This window comes from Amycolatopsis sp. NPDC003865 (genome assembly GCF_053605345.1).
Genome location: NZ_JBSGJA010000002.1, coordinates 424,048 through 441,777 on the forward strand (window position 1 = coordinate 424,048; position 17,730 = coordinate 441,777).

Here is a 17,730-nt window from a genome sequence, read left to right on the forward strand (position 1 = left end):
CCTCCCTAGCTCTGCTGTTGCTGCTGTTGCTGGGACGAGGTCAGCTCGGGTCCCTGCTCGGCGACCAGGCCGTCCACTGTGGACATCGCGCCGAGGGCCGGTGACTCCAGCTCCCGCTCCACGGTCGACGCCCGGGACGCGAGCACCCACGTGTCTTTCGACCCGCCGCCCTGCGACGAGTTGACGACCAGGCTGCCCTCCGGCAGCGCCACCCGCGTCAGGCCGCCGGGCAGGACGAAGATGTCCTTGCCGTCGTTGACCGCGAACGGCCGCAGGTCGACGTGCCGCGGCGCGAGCCGGTCGTCCACCTTGGCGGGCACGGTCGAGAGCTGGACCACCGGCTGCGCGATCCAGCCCCGCCGGTTCGCGCGCACCTTCCGCCGCAGCGTCGCCAGTTCCGCCGGGGTCGCTTCGGGCCCGAAGACGATCCCGTAGCCGCCAGACCCCTCGACCGGCTTGACGACCAGCTCGTCCAGGTGGCTCATGACGTGGTCGAACTCGTCGGGCAGCCAGCACCGGAACGTGTCCACGTTGGGCAGCAGCGGCTTCTCGTTCAGGTAGTACTTCACCATCTCGGGCACGTAGGTGTAGACGAGCTTGTCGTCACCGACACCGTTGCCGATCGCGTTCGCGACGACGACGTTGCCCGCGCGCGCCGCGTTGAGGACGCCGGCGACGCCGAGCACCGAATCCGGCCGGTAGTGCACGGGATCGAGGAACTCGTCGTCGATGCGCCGGTAGATGACGTCGACCTGGCGCTCGCCCTCGGTCGTGCGCAGGTAGACGACGTTGTCGCGGCAGAACATGTCCCGGCCTTCGACCAGTTCGACGCCCATCAGCCGCGCCAGCAGCGAGTGCTCGAAGTACGCCGAGTTGTAGACGCCCGGGGTCAGCACGACGACCATCGGATCGGCCACGTTCGCCGCGGCCGCCGCGCGCAGCGCCCGCAGCAGGTGTGACGCGTAGTCACCGACCGGCCGGACCCGGTGCTGGGCGAACAGGTCCGGGAAGACCCGCGCCATCGTCCGCCGGTTCTCCATCACGTACGACACCCCGGACGGGTTGCGGAGGTTGTCCTCCAGCACCCGGAACGTGCCTTCTTCGTCGCGTACCAGGTCCACCCCGGACACGTGGATGCGCACGCCGTTCGGCGGGTTGATGCCGAACGCCTCCCGCTGGAAGTGCTCGCACGAGGTGATCAGCCGCCGCGGCAGCACGCCGTCGCGCAGGATCTGCCGGTCGCCGTAGATGTCGGCGAGGAACGCCTCGAGCGCGCGGACGCGCTGGGCGACGCCGCGCTCGAGCTTCGTCCACTCGGCCGCCTGGATCACCCGCGGCACCAGGTCCAGCGGGAACGGCCGCTCCTGCCCGGACAGCGAAAACGTGATGCCCTGGTCGACCATCGCCCGGTCCAGCGCCTGCGACCGCGAGTTCAGGTCGTGCGCGTCGAGCGCGGCGATCGATTCGTACAGCGCGCGGTACGGGCCACGGACCGTGCCGTCCGGCGCGAACATCTCGTCGTAGGCGCCGGCGTGCGGGCGTTCCGGCGAGAGGTACCCGTCGAACCGGGCCCCCGGCCGGGTGATCCGGCGGGTCGTCGCCTTCCTCGCGCGTCGACCGGAAGGGGGCAGCCGGGGCGGGGTCGCGTTCATGAACGACATCCTCACCCACGTGCCCCTGCGTGCGCGACACTCCCGCACAGGTGGGCTCGGGGCGAAACTTCGCCGTAACTCGACAGTGCTGTGCTTTGGTATGGATGAGTGGCAATATGCGTGCTCTCACGAACTGAGAACTACGAGGAGTGACGACGTGGCCCGAGTACCCCAACTCAAGGCGCTCGCCCTGATCCCGGCTCTCGCCCTGGCGGCCGGTGCCCTGGCCGCGTGCGGGGGTGACGAAGGCGGTACCGCCGCCGGTGGTGTCCAGCTGATCGCCGCGGGCAAGCTCACGACCTGCACGCACCTGCCCTACCAGCCGTTCCAGGTCAAGCAGGGCGACAAGATCGTCGGCTTCGACGTGGACCTCGTGGACCTGGTCGCGAAGAAGCTGAACGTCCAGCAGAACATCGTGGACATCGCCTTCGAGAACATCGAGTCGGGCGAGGCCATGAACTCCGGCCAGTGCGACCTGGCCGCCGCGGGCATGACGATCACCGACAAGCGCAAGCAGAAGTTCGACTTCTCGCAGCCCTACTTCGAGGCCACGCAGGCGCTGCTGGTCAAGGCGGGCTCGCCGATCAAGGACTTCAGCAACGTCGCCGGCAAGAAGATCGGCGTCCAGTCGGCCACGACCGGCGCCGACTACGCCAAGGAGCACGCGAAGGGCGCCGAGATCGTCACGTTCGACGACCTGGCGCTCGAGGAGCAGGCCGTCAAGAACGGCACGGTCGACGCGGGCGTCAACGACAACGGCGTCCTCTACGACTTCGTGAAGACGAACCCGGACACCGCCGTCGCGACCGAGTTCAAGACCAACGAGTTCTACGGCATCGGCGTCAAGCAGGGGAACTCCGCCCTGGTCACGGCGATCAACGACACGTTGAAGGCCTCGGTGTCGGACGGCACCTACGCGCAGATCTACCAGAAGTGGTTCGGCAAGGCGCCGACCTGGCTGCCCGGTAACCCGACCCAGTAAGACCTCCGCCTGTGGCCGGTGCTTCGGCACCGGCCACAGTGGCGTTTCCAGTGGTGTCTCAACCGCCCGTTCCGGGCCTGCTCGAGGAGTGAAATGGCACTGAGCCGACGCCAGCGACGCTCGGCGTTCCGGGGTGCGCAGTACGTCCTGTTGCTCGTGATCGTCGTCGTGCTCGCCCTGCTGGCCAACTGGGGCCAGATCGGCCGGGCGTTCTTCGACCTCGACGTCGCGGCGAAGCAGTTCCCCGACGTCATCACGGTGGCGCTGAAGAACACCATCATCTTCACCGCGCTCGGCTTCGCGCTGGGCCTGGGCCTGGGCCTCGTGCTCGCCCTGATGCGGCTGTCCTCGGTGGGGCCGTACCGGTGGTTCGCGCGCGGCTACATCGAGTTCTTCCGCGGCCTGCCCGCGCTGCTCATCTTCCTGGCGGTCGGCGTCGGTGTGCCGATCGCGTTCCCGGACACGCACCTGCCGCGCAACATCTCCATCATGGTCGCGCTCGGCATCGTGTCCTCGGCGTACATGGCCGAGACGATCCGGGCCGGTATCCAGGCCGTGCCGCGCGGGCAGGTCGAGGCCGCCCGCTCGCTCGGCATGTCGCCGACGCGGTCGATGATCACGATCGTCATCCCGCAGGCGTTCCGGATCGTGCTGCCGCCGCTGGCCAACGAGCTGATCATGCTGACGAAGGACTCGTCGCTGGCGTTCCTGCTCGGGACGACGCCGGCGCAGCAGGAGCTCGCGCAGTTCAGCCGTCAGGCGCTGCTGGAGGCGAAGGGCCTGACCCCGATCGTCGTCGCGGGCCTCTGCTACCTGGTCATCACCATCCCGCTGTCGATCCTGCAGCAGCGGCTGGAGAAGAAATACGGGGCCGGAGTGGCCGGGGGTACCAAGTGAGCGACGTGATCGTCGAAATTTCCGGCCTGCACAAGGCGTTCGGCCCGCTCGAGGTGCTCAAGGGCATCGACCTGCAGGTAGAACGCGGCCAGGTCGTCTGCATCATCGGGCCGTCCGGGTCGGGCAAGTCCACCTTGCTGCGCTGCGTGAACCTCCTCGAGGAGCCGCAAAAGGGCAAGATCGTCGTCAACGGCAACGAGATCACCGACGAGGACGTCGACATCGACGGCGCCCGGCGCAAGATCGGCATGGTCTTCCAGGGCTTCAACCTCTTCGCGCACCTGACGGTCCTGGACAACCTGACCGTCGCGCAGCGGAAGGTCCTCAAGCGCGGCAAGGAGGAGGCCGAGCGCGTCGCGCGGGAGAACCTCGCGAAGGTCGGGCTGAGCGAGAAGGAGACCTCGCTGCCCGGCCAGCTCTCCGGCGGCCAGCAGCAGCGCGTCGCGATCGCGCGGGCGCTGTCGATGAACCCGGACGTCATGCTGTTCGACGAGCCGACGTCCGCGCTGGACCCGGAGCTGGTCGGCGACGTGCTCGCCGTCATGCGGCAGCTCGCCGAAGAGGGCATGACGATGCTGGTCGTGACGCACGAGATGCAGTTCGCCCGCGAGGTGGCCGACAGCGTGCTGTTCATGGACGGCGGCGTCGTCGTGGAGCAGGGCCCGCCGAGCCAGGTGATCGGCGACCCGCAGCACGAGCGCACGAAGTCGTTCCTGAAGCGGGTCCTCGACCCGACGCACAGCCTCGACGACTGAAACGCCTGCGAATTCCGTTCGCGTTCGCTACTTTGAAAGCGGGTGAGGGAGGGGGCAGTTCGTGACGACCGAAAGCGCGCTGCCCCCTCTCGACCCGTTCGCTGGCATCCCCGACCGCCGGTACGAAGTAAGGGCTTCCGACCTGCTCAAACCCGGCAACGGCGGGTTGCTGCGCTGGCGCCGGACGGCCACGAACGCCCCGATCGTCTACGTCGAGGACGCCTACATCACCGGCACGCTCGACCTGCGCGCCGCGGACCTGAAGTACCTGTTCCGGTTCGAGCGCTGCCGGTTCGAGCACCCGCCCGACGTGCGCGAGGCCAACCTGCTCGGGCTGGTGTTCCGCAAGTGCTGGCTGCCCGGGCTCAAGGCCCGCAACATGCGCAGCCGCAACGACGTCCGGCTGATCCGCAGCGTCGTCCAGGTCGACGGCGCCGACCGCGAGATCGAGGAGACGACCGTCCAGCGCGGCGACGACCGCGAACGCGGGATGCCGAACGCCGCGGTCAACCTGACCGACGCCGTCATCGAAGGCTCGATGGTGCTGACCCGCACGGTGATCTCGCACCCGCACGGCAAGGCGATCCAGGCCGACCGGCTCGTGCTGACCGGCGCGCTGCTGGCCTACCGGATGGTCGCCAACGGCGAAGTCCGGCTACCGGGCCTGCGGACCGGCGGTAACGTCAACTTCTCCGGTGCCACGCTGAACAACCCGGACGGCTTCGCGCTCAACGGCAACGGCCTGCACATCGGCGGCAGCCTGCTGTGCGAAGTCGACAACTACGGGCCGGCCAGCCAGCGCAAGCGCTTCTCCGCGACCGGGATCATGTACCTGCCGAGCGCCACGGTGGACAGCGACATCGTGCTGCGCGAGGCCAAGCTGACCGTCTCCCAGCACGGCCCGATCGCCGTCGACGCGTGGAAGTCGAACGACCCGTACCTCGACCCGCGGCCCGCGCTGGTGGCCGACCGGATGCGCGTCGACGGCAACGTCGAGCTGTCCGACGGCCTGCAGGCGCTCGGCACGCTGCGCATGGTCAACGCCCGGATCGGCGGGTCGCTGCGGCTCGCCGGCGCCGAGATCAGCGTGGTGCGCGGCAAGTCCCAGCCGTACTACGACCGCGCGCTGCACCTGGACGGCACCGAGATCGGCGGCGACATCGAGGCGACCAGCCTGCGCGTCCCGACCGGCCAGCTGCGCCTGGCCGACGTCACGGTCGGCGGCAACTTCCTGGCCTGGAACTCGATGTTCCGCCACCCGGGCCGGGACGTGTTCTCGGCGCGCCGGTCGCGGATCGCGGGCAACTTCCAGCTCACCGACGCCACGATCCACGGCACGCTGCGCCTGCAGGGTGTCGAGGTCGGCGGCTCGATCAACCTGGCCGGCACCCGGCTGACCGAACCGGGCCTGCGCGCGACCAGCAGTTTCTCGCTGGACATCCGCACCGGCCGGATCGGCCGCGACCTGACACTGCGGGACAACAACAGCCGCCCGTTCGTCGCGGAGGGCGGCCTCAACCTCGACGGCGCGCAGGTCGCCCGCCGCGTGGACCTGCGGGGGTCGGAGCTGCGGTCGCTGCCGCCGTTCAGCGTGGCCCTCGACGCCGGCGACGTCGCGGCGGACGAGTTCACGCTGACGCCGAACGTGCCCCCGGCCGGCCGGGTGGTCCTGCGCCGCGCGCACTGCGGAACGCTCACGGACAACGACGAGTTCTGGGCGGCGTCCGGCGGCATCGAGCTGGAGGACTTCCGCTACGACGCACTGGGCCGCGGCATCCCGCTCGACGACGACAAGGCCCTCGACCGGCGCATCGAGCTGCTCCGCAAGGCCATGCGAGGCTACCGGCCCGGCCCGTACGACCAGCTGGCCCACATGCTCCGCGCGGCGGGGAACGAAGAGCACGCGTCGACGGTGGCGCTGCGCAAACAGCAGTTCAGGTACGAAGCGCTCGCACGCGGCTTCAAGTTCTTCGGCCCGGGCGTGCGGCTCTGGAGCTGGCTGCAGCGGTCGATGGTGGGTTACGGCTACCGCCCGGTGCGCGCGCTGGGCTGGCTGCTGACGCTGCTGGTGCTGGGCAGCCTGTGGTTCGGGTTCGGCACGGACGACTGCACGACCTGGAAGTCCGACGAGACGCACCAGATCATCGCGAACGGCCCTCGTTGCGTCGTGAACCAGCAGGACACGGGCCTGCAGTGGAACCCGGTGATCTACACGGCGGACCTGCTGGTCCCGATCGTCGACTTCGGCAACAAGAGCCGCTGGTACATGCACGGAACGGACAACTGGGTGGCGGCCGGCTTCACGGCGTCGGGCTGGATCCTGGCGACGACGGTGGCGGCCGGTGTCAGCCGGATGCTGCGCCGGGAGAATTGATCTCTCTTCGGCTTTCTAGCGTCAACGCTAGAAAGCGCCAGACTAGTCGATGAAGCGGGACCAGAAATCTATGTACCTCGGCCCGTCTGGCGGCGCCGTGCTGATCCCGCCCGTCGCGAACTCGCGGTGCAGGTAATCCCGCAGGTCACAGCCGTACACGATGATGTCCGTCTGGTACACCGACAGCACCGGGTAGCCCGTCGTGCCCGGCATCCCCGGCAGGTACCGGTGCCCGCAGACCGGCACCAGCTGCGGCACGCCGGCCAGGCGGTGGCGGGCTTCGCGGACCGCGTCCTCCGGGCCGACCGGGCGCGTGCCCCACTCGGGGAGCCAGAAGCCGTTGTGCTCGACGTCGTAGAGGACGCCGTCGACCGGCCAGGCCAACCGTTTGCGCAGCTGTTCCGGGTTGCCGCAGCGCCAGTCCGGCCAGCGGTCGCCGATCGGGACGCCGGCGGACAGGAACGTGCGGTGGTCCGCGGCGAAGCGAAAGCCGAACCGGCGCTCGACGTCGTCGAGCTCGGGTTCGGTCAGCCCGGGACGCACCGGTTCCCGGAGGTTCTCCTGCAGGTGCCGTGCCTCCTCGAAGGTGAGGGCGCCGGCCGGCTGGACGGGGGTCATGTGCCGAGCCTAAGCGGCGGCTCACCGCGCCGCGCGTCCTTTTCCGCCGTTTTCACGGGGCACCCCCATGGGGTGAGTTTGTTCTCTCATCGGCTGGACTTCGGAACAGAGCGTGAATGCGTGTAGTTCACTCTTGCCGTGACTTCACCCCGACCGCAGGCCCGCGTGCGCGCCCCCGAGCTGCGCGGCGACCTCTGGCTGAACACCGGCGGCCGCCCGCTGACCCTCGCCGAGCTGCGCGGCCGCATCGTCCTGCTGGACTTCTGGACCAGCGGCTGCATCAACTGCCTCCACGTCCTCGACGAGCTGCGTCCGCTCGAGGCCGAGTTCGCGGACGTGCTCGTGACGATCGGCGTCCACTCGCCGAAGTTCCTGCACGAGGGCGAGCCCGCGTCGATCGAGGCCGCGGTCCGGCGCTACGACGTGCACCACCCGGTGGTCAACGACCCGAAGATGGAGCTGTGGTCGCAGTACGCGGTCCGCGCGTGGCCGACGCTGGCGGTCGTCGACCCCGAGGGGTACGTCGTGCACGTCGCCGCGGGCGAAGGGCACGAAGAGGCGCTTCGCCGCGTCATCGCCGACCTCGTGACGAAGCACGAAGCGAAGGGGACGCTTCGCCGCGGCGGCAGCCCGTACGTGCCGGTCGAAGAGCAGGTCGGCGAGCTGCGGTTCCCGAGCAAGGCCGTCGCGACGGCCGAGGGACGCGTCCTCGTCGCGGACACCGGGCACCACGCGATCGTCGAGTTCGCCTCCGACGGCGAGACCGTCATCCGGCGCTTCGGCAGCGGGGCGCGCGGCGGCCAGGACGGGCCGTTCGACATCGCGACCTTCGCCGAGCCGTCAGGTATCGCGCTGCTGCCCTACGACGTCGCCGAGCGCGCCGGCTACCACGCCGTCGTCGCCGACACCGCCGGTCACCGGCTGCGCGGTCTCGACCTGATCACCGGCGAGGTGACGACGGTCGCGGGCACCGGCGCGCAGTGGCGCAGCGGGCCGGACTCGGGCAAGGGCGTCGAGGTCGACCTGACGAGCCCGTGGGACGTCGCCTGGTACGGCCCGGCCGGCGGGATCGTCGTCGCGATGGCGGGCAACCACACGCTGAGCGTGTTCGACCCGGTTTCGGGCACGATCCGCCGCTTCGCGGGAACGACCGTCGAAGGCCTGCGAGACGGCGACGTCGGCGAAGCGTTCTTCGCGCAGACGTCGGGTCTCGCCGTGGACGGCGACAAGCTGTGGCTCGTCGACGCCGAGACGTCGGCGCTGCGCTGGATCGAACCCGACGGCGAGTCGTTCACCGTCCACACGGCGATCGGCGTCGACCTGTTCTCCTTCGGCCACACCGACGGCCCGGCGGACAAGGCGCTGCTCCAGCACCCGCTCGGCCTGGCGGTGCTGCCCGGCGACAAGATCGCGATCGCGGACACCTACAACGGCGCCGTACGCCGCTTCGACGTCTTCACGCGCGAAGTGACCACGATCGCCACCGGGCTTTCGGAGCCGCAAGGGCTCCTGCTGCACGATGGCGAGCTGCTGGTCGTCGAGTCCGCGGGCAACCGCATCGGCCCGCTGCCCGCGACCGAGCCGACGGTCCTGTCGGGCGACGCGCACGCCGTCCGCCGGCCGCCGACCGTGCTCGCGCCGGGCGAGATCGACTTTTCGGTGGTTTTCAGCGCACCGCCGGGCGAGAAGCTCGACGACCGCTTCGGCCCGTCGACGCGGCTGGAGATCAGCGCGTCCCCGCCGTCGCTGCTGGCGGACGGCGGCGGCACCGGAACGGACCTCAAGCGCACGATCCGGCTCGCCGACGGGGTGACCGAGGGCGTGCTGCAGGTCGTCGCCCAGGCGGCGAGCTGTGACGACGGTGGCGAACACCCGGCGTGCCGGATCACGCGGCAGGACTGGGGCGTGCCGGTGCGCCTCTCGGCGGACGGGGCACGGGAGCTGAGCCTGGTCATGGCCGGTGCACCGGCCGAGTAGCATGCCAACCGTGTCTGCCGGGCCGAAACTCGAGATCCAGATGCTGCACGACCGGGTGCTCGTGCGGCTGTCGCCGGACGAAGGCGAGCGCCGCAGCAGCGGCGGCATCGTGATCCCCGCGACGGCGCAGGTCGCGCGGCGGCTCGCGTGGGGTGATGTACTGGGCGTCGGCAACAGTGTGCGGAACGTCAAGACCGGCGACCGCGTGCTCTTCAACCCGGAGGACCAGCTCGAGGTCGAGATCCAGGGCGAAGGGCACCTGGTGATGCGCGAACGCGACATCCACGCGGTGGCGACGGAGCGGACCGAGCACGGCACGGGGCTCTACCTGTAAGCCGGCTCCCGCGGAGGGGCAGGGGGCGTGGCAGACGACGACAAGCGCGAGCGCGCCGAGCAGCAGGAGCCGGCGAGCCCGGAGCCGGCTGCGCCCGAGCCCGAGACGGAGGAGCCGGCCGAGGTCGCGCCCGAGCCTGCGGAGTCGCTCGCTCCCGGAGGTGCGATCGAGGCTGGCGCGACCGAGGCCGCCGGAGCGGTTGCCGAGCCGCTCGCTTCCGAAGGTGCGGTCGAGGCTGCCGCGGAGCCCTCCGTGCCCGCGGCCGTCGAAGCGGCTGCCGAGCCGGTGGAGTCGCTCGCTGTCGAGGGTGCGGTTGAGGCTGGCGCGGAGCCGCGCGTGCCCGAGGCCGCCGGAGCGGTTGCCGAGCCGCTCGTTCCCGAAGGTGCGGTCGAGGCTGCCGCGGAGCCCTCCGTGCCCGAGGCCGCCGAGTCGCTCGCCGCCGAAAGTGCCGCTGAGCCCGCCGCCGTCGCCTGGCCCGCCGAGTCACCCGCGCCCGCGAGCGGCGCAGCCGCCGAGTCCACCGCCCTCGCCGCCACCGCCGTGGCCACCGCCGCCGCCGATGACGCCGCCGTCACCGCTGATCTCTTCTCCGATGACCTGCTCGGCGAGCTGCTCGAAACACCCGCCCCGCCGCCCGCGCCCGAAACGCCTGCTCGCAAGCTTCGCAAGGGCGTTGCCCGGACCATGATGTCCATCGGGATCGCGCTCGGGCTCTTCGTCATCCTCTACGCCATCGACCTCCTCGTCAGCGCCGGTGACGTGCCGCGCGGGGTCACCGTTGCCGGGATCGATGTCGGGGGCCTCACCCATGCCGAAGCCGAAACCAAGCTGCGCAGGGAACTCGAGCCGCGGCTGACCAAGCCCGTCGTCATCCACGCCGGGGATGTCCAGGCCGAGCTCGTGCCCTCGAAGTCCGGGCTCGGGCTCGACTGGCCGAACACCCTCGGGCTCGCCGGCCACCAGCCACTCAGCCCGATCACGCGGATCATGTCCTTCTTCACCAGCCGCGAGGTCGGCGTCGCCACGCGGACCGATCCGAACCAGATCAGCCAGGCCGTGCGGGAACTCGCCGAGGGCAGGCTGAACCACCCGGCCACCGAAGGCGCGGTCGGGTTCGTCGCGGTCGCGGGCAGCGGCGGCGGCGTCACCCCCTACCCGATCCTGCCGCGGCAGGGCCAGCAGCTGGCCGACCTCGGCGGCGCCGTGCGCACCGTCACCGATCACTGGCTCGACCCCGGTGGCGTCAAGCTCGGCATGGCGATCACGCCCGTGAAGGCCACCGCCGCCGGGGTGCAGGCCGCCTACCAGCAGGTCGTCGTGCCCGCCGTCGCCAAGCCCGTCGTCGTGCGCGGGCAGGGCAAGGACGTGCCGCTCACACCCGCCACCATCGCCTCGTCCTTCCAGTTCGCCGCCGTCGAGGGCGGAGCCGTCGAGGTCCGCATCGACCAGGGCAAGCTGCAGGCCGCGCTCAAGGACCCCCTCGCGAGCACCGAGACCGACGGCAAGGACGCCCAGATCGTCTTCACCGGCGACCAGCCCGCCGTCGAGCCGTCCGAGGACGCCAGGAAGGTCAACTGGGAGAAGACCTTCCTGCCGCTCATCGACGTGCTCAAGAAGACCGACGGCCGGGACCTCCCCGTCGTCTACAGCGCGTCGAGCCCCAGCGTGACCACCGACGCCGCCAGTGCGCTCGGCATCAAGGAGGTCATCGGCGAGTTCACCACCGGCGGCCTGGCCGGCCCGGCCGCGACGAACAACCGGACGCTCGCCGCCCGCGTGTCCGGCACGATCGTCAAGCCCGGCGAGACCTTCAGCCTCGGCGCCCGCTCCGGCCCGCGCACCGCCGACGCCGGCTACGTGCCCGCCCCGGCCGACGAAGACGGCACCGGTGCCGAAGTCGTCGGTGGCGGCGTCTCACAGCTGGCGTCCACTTTGTACAACGCGGGCTACCTCGCCGGCCTGGCCGACGGCGGCCACCTCGAGCACGACCACTACCTCGACCGCTACCCGGTGGGCCGCGACGCCAAGGCCGTCAACGCCGACGGCAGCCCGGTCGAGCTCAAGCTGACGAACGACTCGCCAACCGGGATCGCCGTCCAGGCCACGGTTTCCGGCGACTCCGTCACCGTGCGGATCTGGGGCACCCGCCACTACCGCGTCGAGAGCCAGACCGGCGCGCAAACCCCCGGCGATCCCCCGCCGGTCCAGTTCGGCGGCGGCGCCGGCCCGTGCCAGCCGTCGATCGGGACGCCCGGCTTCAGCGTCACCGACACGCGCGTGCTCTACGACGTCGCCAGCGGCGCCGAGATCCGCCGGACCTCTCACACGGCGACCTACGGTCCGCGTCCGACCGTCCTCTGTTGAGTTGTCAGCGAAGGACCATGCAACCCGCCTCCTCGAAGTCGCGCAGCCACGCCGGCTCCCGTAAGTGCTTGTTCCACCGCAGATCCAGCTTGTCCAATTTGGACAGCTGAGCGATCGACGCCGGTAAGGTCTCCAGGAGGTTCTCCCGCAGGTCGAGCTGGCGCAGCTCACTCAGCGAGCCGATCGACGCCGGCAGCGACGTCAGCCGGTTGCCCCGCAGGTGCAGCTCCCGCAACGCGCCGAGCGCACCGATCGACTCCGGCAGCGAGGTCAGCGAGTTGCGGTACAACCGGAGTTCGCGCAACGCAGTGAAGCCCGAGAGATCCGAGGGAAGCGACCCCAACCGGTTGTCCGTGCAGCCCAGGTACCGCAACCGGCCCAACCGGCACCACGCCGCCGGGAACGACGTCAGCCGGTTGTCGCTGACGTACAGGTACTCGGTGAGCCCGGCCAGGTCGCCCAGCTCGTCCGGCAGCGCGTCGAACTCGTTGTGCCCCAGATCCAGCGTGTGCAGGGACTTCAGCGCCGAAATGCCCGGTGGCAGCGACGAAAGCCGGTTCGCCGCCAGGTTGAGCACCTCCAGACCCGTCAGGTTCCACAGCGAGGCGGGCACGGAAGAAAGCGCGTTCTTGTAGAGATCGAGCCGGGTCACCCCGGGTGGCAGCGAAGGCACCGAAGTCAGCCCCTGGCCGCTCAGCTCCACCGACGTCATGCCGGCCGCCTGGTCCGGGGCAGCAGCGCCCAGCTGCGCGGGTCGTCCGGAGTGGACACCTGGATCCGCAGCCCCGGCGCCTCGGACACCGCCAGCTCGGTCAGCCGGAGGTTCATCCGGCCGGCCTGCGGGTGGTTCAGCTGCCGCAGCCGGGCCTGCGGTTCGGCGACCTCGTGCCGGGCCCACAGCTCGGCGAACTCGGGGCTCAGCGCCGACAACCGGCGGATGTCCTCCTCCCAGGACGGATCGCCGACGTGCCTGCCGTATTCGGCGCGCATCCGCGCGACCATGTACGGGACCTCCTCGTCGTAGTTCACGAAGAACCGCCGCGCGTTCGGCTCGGTCACGCAGCACCACAGCAGGTTCTTGTGCAGGCACGGCAGGCTGTGCCACTCCCAGAACAGCTCCTCCTGGGCGGCGTTCGACTCGAGGATGTCGAACCGGCCGTTGACCAGCGTGGCCGGCAGCGGGTCGAGGGCGCGCAGCACCTCGCGCACCGTGTCCGGCACCGTTTCCACCGTCGACGGCAGCCGCGACGGCGTCAGCTCCGCCAGCCGGTACAGGTGCTCCCGCTCCGGGGGTTCCATCCGCAGCGTGCGCGCCACGGCGTCGAGCACCTGCGAGCTCGCGTTGATCGGCCGCCCCTGCTCCAGCCACGTGTACCAAGTGACGCCGACGCCGGCGAGCAGCGCCACCTCCTCGCGGCGCAACCCGCTGAGCCGGCGGCGGGGGCCGGGCGCCAGGCCGACCTCCTCCGGGCCGATCCGCGCCCGGCACGCCTTGAGGAACTGGCCGAGTTCCTCTCGGCGGCTGGTGTGGACCTGCGTCTGGGTCATGCGGACATGGTGCCGGAGGGGTACGACATTTTTCGGTGATGGTGGTACTCCCAGCACCAGCATCCCCAGGCTCTCTCCGCGGGCGAACGAAAAGACCCAAGGTCAGACGCATGACTCTGACCACCCCTGCCCCGGCCACGGACCGGGAAGCCCGGCCGGACCGGCGGCCGTGGTTCATGCTGGCCGTCCTGCTGCTCGGCCAGTTCATGGCGCTGCTCGACGTCACCGTCGTGAACGTCGCCATGACCGACATCCGCACCGACCTGCACGCGTCCGGCGCCGCGCTGCAGCTCGTCGTTTCCGGCTACACCGTGGGCTACGCGATGCTGCTCATCACCGGCGCCCGCCTCGGCGAGCTGTACGGACGGCGCCGGCTGTTCGTCACCGGCACGATCGCCTTCACGGTCTGCTCCGCGCTCTGCGGCCTGGCGCCGGATGACAAGGTCCTCATCGTCGCCCGGATCGCCCAGGGCGCCGGGGCCGCGCTGATGATGCCGCAGGTCATCAGCCTCATCCAGGCGCAGTTCACCGGCGCCGCGCGGGCGAAGGCGCTCAGTGCGTACACCGCGGTCATCTCGGTCGCGTTCGTGGCCGGGCAGGTGCTCGGCGGCGTGCTCGTCGGCGCCGACCTGTTCGGGACGGGCTGGCGGCCGGTCTTCCTGGTGAACGTCCCGATCGGCGTGCTCGTGGCCGTCCTCGCCGCCAGGCTGGTGCCCGGTGGCGTGGCGAAGGCGGGCCGCCGGCTCGACCTCGCCGGGCTCGCGATCGCCGTGCCGTCGGTGGTGCTCGTCGTGCTGCCGCTGGTGCTCGGGCACGAAACCGGCTGGCCCGCGTGGACGTTCGGTTCGATCGCCGTGGGCGCGCTGCTGGCCGTGCTGTTCGTGGTCGTCGAACGCCGGGTGGCCGACCCGCTCGTCGACCTCGCCGCCCTCAAGCTCCGCGGGGTCACCCCGGGGCTGGCGACGCTCGCGGCGGGAGTCGCCTCCTACGGCGGGTTCCTCTTCTGCGTGTCGCTGCACCTGCAGTCGGGCCTCGGCAAGACGGCGATGGCCGCCGGGCTGGCGATGGCGCCGGGTGGCGTCGTGTTCGGCCTGTGCGGGTTCTTCTGGAACCGGCTGCCCCAGCGCGTCCACGCCTGGCTGACGCCGTGCGGGTACGTCGGATCCGCGGTCGCCTACGCACTGCTCGGGCTGGGCCGCGACGGCGGGACCCTGTTCTTCGTGGCCCTGCTGCTGTTCGGGTTGTCGATGGGACCCGCGTTCGGCTCCTTGATGGTGAACGCGCTGACACACGTCCCGCTCGAGCGCGCGGCGGACGTCAGCGGCCTGCTGACCACCACGCTGCAGCTGGGGCAGGTGGTCGGCGTGGCCACGTTCGGCAGCCTGTTCCTGACCTTGGCCGTGACGTCGTCCGCGACCGCCCTGACCACGGCGATGACCTGCGCCGCCGCGCTGCTGCTCGTCGGCGCAGGCCTCTCGCTCAGGCGGTAGTGCGGCTGCCGCCCTTGACCCTGGCGTAGATCGCCGAGGCCGCGATGACGCCGACCACGGCGGCCACGACCTGGAAGATGTGCCGGATCCAGTCGATGCCGTTGGTGTCGCGGACGCCGAACACCCCGGCCAGCCAGTTGCCGATGAACGCGGCGACGATGCCGACGACGATCGTCAGCCAGATCGGGATCTTCTGGTCGCCCGGCGCGAACAGCCGGCCCAGCACGCCCAGGATCAGGCCCACGATGATCGTCGAGATGATGCCCCAAAGTCCGCCGAGCACGGCTGCCTCCTCGGATAGCGCAATAAGCGCCACGGTGGCACCGATCCCGCCGCCTCGCGCGCGCTGACCCCCGATGAGGTGACGCACGAGAAGACCCGGCCCGGTCCGCCCCCGACGAGCGGACCGGACCGGGCCGGGTCTTCCGAAGTACCGGTTACCTGGTTACGCCGCGGCGTCCGTACGCACCGGCGGCGATGCTCACACCGATGGCGGCGAGGACGACCTGGGTCAGGATTTCCAGCCAGTCGATGCCGTCCGTGTCGGCGTACCCGAGACCACGCGCGATGGCCGTGCCGATGAAGGCGGCGATGATACCGATCACGATGGTCAGCCAGATCGGGATGCTCTGCTTGCCGGGTGCGACCAGCCGGCCCAGAACGCCGATGATCAGCCCGACGATGAGTGCGCTGACGATGCCGGCGACAGTCATCACTTTCTCCTCTCAAGGATCCGCGAACCCGGCCACTCGGGTCCGTCGGACTCGGTGAGCGGAATGCCCGCGCCTGGCACCGCCGAAACACGAAAAGGGCCCTTCTCGCGCGAGAAGGGCCCTTTTCGTGACCTGTCAGAACGCGGCTTCGTCGAGCTCCATCAGCGCGTTGTCGGCGGCGTCCACGATGGCGCGGCGGGAGGTCAGCTCCGGCAGCACCTGCTTCGCGAAGAACGACGCCACGGCGATCTTGCCCTCGTAGAACGGGACGTCCTTGGCGGACGCGCCCGCGTCGAGCTTGCCGATGGCGACCTCGGCGTGCTTGAGCAGCTGCCAGCCGATGAGCAGGTCGCCGACCGACATCAGCAGGCGGACCGTGTGCTGGCCGACCTTGTTGATGCTCTGCGGGTCCTCCTGCGACGCGGTGAGGTAGCCGATCAGCGAGCCCAGCATGCCCTGGGTGTCCTCGAGGGCCTGCTTGAGCAGCGCGCGCTCGTTCTTGAGCCGGCCGTTGCCCGCCTCGGACTCGATGAACTTGGTGATCTCGCCGGCGACGAAGGCCAGGGACGCGCCCTTGTCGCGGACGATCTTGCGGAAGAAGAAGTCCAGCGACTGGATCGCCGTGGTGCCCTCGTACAGCGAGTCGATCTTGGCGTCGCGGATGTACTGCTCGATCGGGTAGTCCTGCAGGAAGCCGGACCCGCCCAGGGTCTGCAGCGACTGCACGAGCTGCTCGGTGGCGCGCTCGGAGCCGACACCCTTGACGATCGGCAGCAGCAGGTCGTTGACGCCGTGCGCGATCTTCTGGTCGCCCTCGCCGGTCCACAGCTGGTCCTGGAAGGACGCGGTGTACAGGTAGACCGCACGGAGGCCCTCGGCGTAGGCCTTCTGGAGCATCAGCGAGCGGCGGACGTCCGGGTGGTGCGTGATGGTGACGCGCGGCGCGGTCTTGTTCAGCATGTTCGGCAGGTCGGCGCCCTGGACGCGCTCCTTGGCGTACTCGAGCGCGTTGAGGTAGCCGGTCGACAGCGTCGCGATGGCCTTCGTGCCGACCATCATCCGGGCGTACTCGATGACCTGGAACATCTGCGCGATGCCGTCGTGCACCTCGCCGAGCAGCCAGCCCTTGGCCGGCGTGCCGTGCTGGCCGAAGGTCAGCTCGCACGTCGTCGAGGCCTTGATGCCCATCTTGTGCTCGACGTTCGTGACGTAGGCGCCGTTGCGCTCGCCCAGCTCACCGGTCTTGGTGTCGAAGTGGAACTTCGGGACGAGGAACAGCGACAGGCCCTTGGTGCCCGGCTTGGTCTCGATGCCGGGGCCCTCGGGGCGGGCCAGCACGAGGTGCATGATGTTTTCGCTCATGTCGTGCTCGGCCGAGGTGATGAACCGCTTCACGCCGTCGATGTGCCAGGAGCCGTCCTCCTGCTTGGTGGCCTTGGTGCGGCCCGCGCCGACGTCGGAGCCGGCGTCCGGCTCGGTCAGCACCATGGTGGCGCCCCACTGCCGGTCGATCATGATCTGGGCCCAGTGCTTCTGCTCTTCGGTGCCGTTCTTGTTCACGATCATCGCGAAGTTCGGGCCCGCCATGTACATGAACAGCGGGGCGTTCGCGCCGAGGATGAGCTCGGACGCGGCCCACTGGACCGTGGGGGGCAGGCCGAAGCCGCCGAGGTCGTTGGTGAGGCCCAGACGCCACCACTCACCCTCGATGAGCTGCTGGTAGCTCTTCTTGAAGGACTCGGGGATCTTGACGCTGAAAGTCTTCGGGTCGTACACGGGCGGGTTGCGGTCGGCGTCGGCGAAGGACTCGGCGAGCGGGCCGGTCGCGAGCTTGTTCAGCTCGGACAGCACACCGCGGGCGGTCTCCTCGTCGGACTCGGCGAGCACACCCTTGCCCAGGCGCTCCTGCACGCCCAGGACCTCGAAGAGGTTGAACTCCAGGTCTCGGACGTTGCTCTTGTAGTGGCCCATGTCGTCACTCCAATGTGTTCGGCTCCCCGGCCGGGCACATGTTCGCCTTACTCGC

The 17,730-nt window shown here is 70.2% G+C and carries 15 protein-coding genes; 8 read left to right on the forward strand and 7 right to left on the reverse strand.

The window, feature by feature from the left end; all coding sequences use genetic code 11:
- Positions 1-5: 5 nt before the first annotated feature.
- Entirely contained in the window at positions 6-1,661 is a 1,656-nt protein-coding gene (locus ACWEVP_RS06900) for a circularly permuted type 2 ATP-grasp protein (protein WP_452061665.1), read from the reverse strand.
- Between the two features lie 148 nt (positions 1,662-1,809).
- Here ACWEVP_RS06900 and ACWEVP_RS06905 point away from each other — a divergent pair, with 148 nt between their 5' ends.
- The 4 genes from ACWEVP_RS06905 to ACWEVP_RS06920 all read left to right on the forward strand — a co-directional run bounded on the left by ACWEVP_RS06905 (position 1,810) and on the right by ACWEVP_RS06920 (position 6,660).
- Positions 1,810-2,634: a transporter substrate-binding domain-containing protein gene (locus tag ACWEVP_RS06905; RefSeq protein ID WP_452061666.1), complete on the forward strand. Its 825-nt coding sequence runs from the start codon at positions 1,810-1,812 to the stop codon at positions 2,632-2,634.
- 93 nt (positions 2,635-2,727) lie between these two features.
- Positions 2,728-3,531, forward strand: a complete 804-nt coding sequence (locus ACWEVP_RS06910) for an amino acid ABC transporter permease (protein ID WP_452061667.1) — start codon at positions 2,728-2,730, stop codon at positions 3,529-3,531.
- Complete coding sequence (locus ACWEVP_RS06915; RefSeq protein ID WP_452061668.1) at positions 3,528-4,286, forward strand: amino acid ABC transporter ATP-binding protein; 759 nt, start codon at positions 3,528-3,530, stop codon at positions 4,284-4,286. Before ACWEVP_RS06910 ends, ACWEVP_RS06915 begins: the two co-directional genes overlap by 4 nt.
- A gap of 61 nt (positions 4,287-4,347) precedes the next feature.
- On the forward strand, positions 4,348-6,660 hold the full coding sequence (locus ACWEVP_RS06920; protein WP_452061669.1) for an oxidoreductase: 2,313 nt from the start codon (positions 4,348-4,350) through the stop codon (positions 6,658-6,660).
- A 42-nt stretch (positions 6,661-6,702) separates the two neighbouring features.
- Here ACWEVP_RS06920 and ACWEVP_RS06925 read toward each other — a convergent pair whose 3' ends face one another.
- Positions 6,703-7,278: a hypothetical protein gene (locus tag ACWEVP_RS06925; RefSeq protein WP_452061670.1), complete on the reverse strand. Its 576-nt coding sequence runs from the start codon at positions 7,276-7,278 to the stop codon at positions 6,703-6,705.
- Between the two features lie 165 nt (positions 7,279-7,443).
- On the opposite strand from ACWEVP_RS06925, the gene ACWEVP_RS06930 reads away from it, so the two are divergent.
- From ACWEVP_RS06930 to ACWEVP_RS06940, 3 genes are all read left to right on the forward strand, one after another.
- Positions 7,444-9,255 carry an NHL domain-containing thioredoxin family protein gene (locus tag ACWEVP_RS06930; protein ID WP_452061948.1) on the forward strand — a complete coding sequence of 604 codons (1,812 nt, stop codon included), beginning with the start codon at positions 7,444-7,446 and terminating at the stop codon, positions 9,253-9,255.
- 1 nt (position 9,256) lies between these two features.
- Entirely contained in the window at positions 9,257-9,589 is a 333-nt protein-coding gene (locus tag ACWEVP_RS06935) for a GroES family chaperonin (RefSeq protein ID WP_452061671.1), read from the forward strand.
- 336 nt (positions 9,590-9,925) lie between these two features.
- Positions 9,926-11,953 (forward strand): VanW family protein, encoded by a 2,028-nt coding sequence (locus tag ACWEVP_RS06940; RefSeq protein ID WP_452061949.1) that lies wholly within the window; start codon positions 9,926-9,928, stop codon positions 11,951-11,953.
- 4 nt (positions 11,954-11,957) lie between these two features.
- Here ACWEVP_RS06940 and ACWEVP_RS06945 read toward each other — a convergent pair whose 3' ends face one another.
- Positions 11,958-12,665, reverse strand: a complete 708-nt coding sequence (locus ACWEVP_RS06945) for a leucine-rich repeat domain-containing protein (RefSeq protein ID WP_452061672.1) — start codon at positions 12,663-12,665, stop codon at positions 11,958-11,960.
- Positions 12,662-13,501 carry a helix-turn-helix transcriptional regulator gene (locus tag ACWEVP_RS06950; RefSeq protein WP_452061673.1) on the reverse strand — a complete coding sequence of 280 codons (840 nt, stop codon included), beginning with the start codon at positions 13,499-13,501 and terminating at the stop codon, positions 12,662-12,664. The genes ACWEVP_RS06945 and ACWEVP_RS06950 overlap by 4 nt, the downstream gene beginning before the upstream one ends.
- 110 nt (positions 13,502-13,611) lie before the next feature.
- Here ACWEVP_RS06950 and ACWEVP_RS06955 point away from each other — a divergent pair, with 110 nt between their 5' ends.
- A complete protein-coding gene (locus tag ACWEVP_RS06955; RefSeq protein ID WP_452061674.1) occupies positions 13,612-14,991 on the forward strand; it encodes an MFS transporter in 1,380 nt (459 codons plus the stop codon).
- On the opposite strand, the gene ACWEVP_RS06960 is transcribed toward ACWEVP_RS06955, so the two are convergent.
- From ACWEVP_RS06960 to ACWEVP_RS06970, 3 genes are all read right to left on the reverse strand, one after another.
- A complete protein-coding gene (locus ACWEVP_RS06960) occupies positions 14,981-15,274 on the reverse strand; it encodes a GlsB/YeaQ/YmgE family stress response membrane protein (RefSeq protein ID WP_452061675.1) in 294 nt (97 codons plus the stop codon). The two genes, ACWEVP_RS06955 and ACWEVP_RS06960, sit on opposite strands and share 11 nt — an antisense overlap.
- Positions 15,275-15,428: 154 nt before the next feature.
- Positions 15,429-15,704 (reverse strand): GlsB/YeaQ/YmgE family stress response membrane protein, encoded by a 276-nt coding sequence (locus tag ACWEVP_RS06965; protein WP_452061676.1) that lies wholly within the window; start codon positions 15,702-15,704, stop codon positions 15,429-15,431.
- Between the two features lie 135 nt (positions 15,705-15,839).
- On the reverse strand, positions 15,840-17,675 hold the full coding sequence (locus ACWEVP_RS06970; RefSeq protein WP_452061677.1) for an acyl-CoA dehydrogenase: 1,836 nt from the start codon (positions 17,673-17,675) through the stop codon (positions 15,840-15,842).
- Positions 17,676-17,730: the final 55 nt, after the last annotated feature.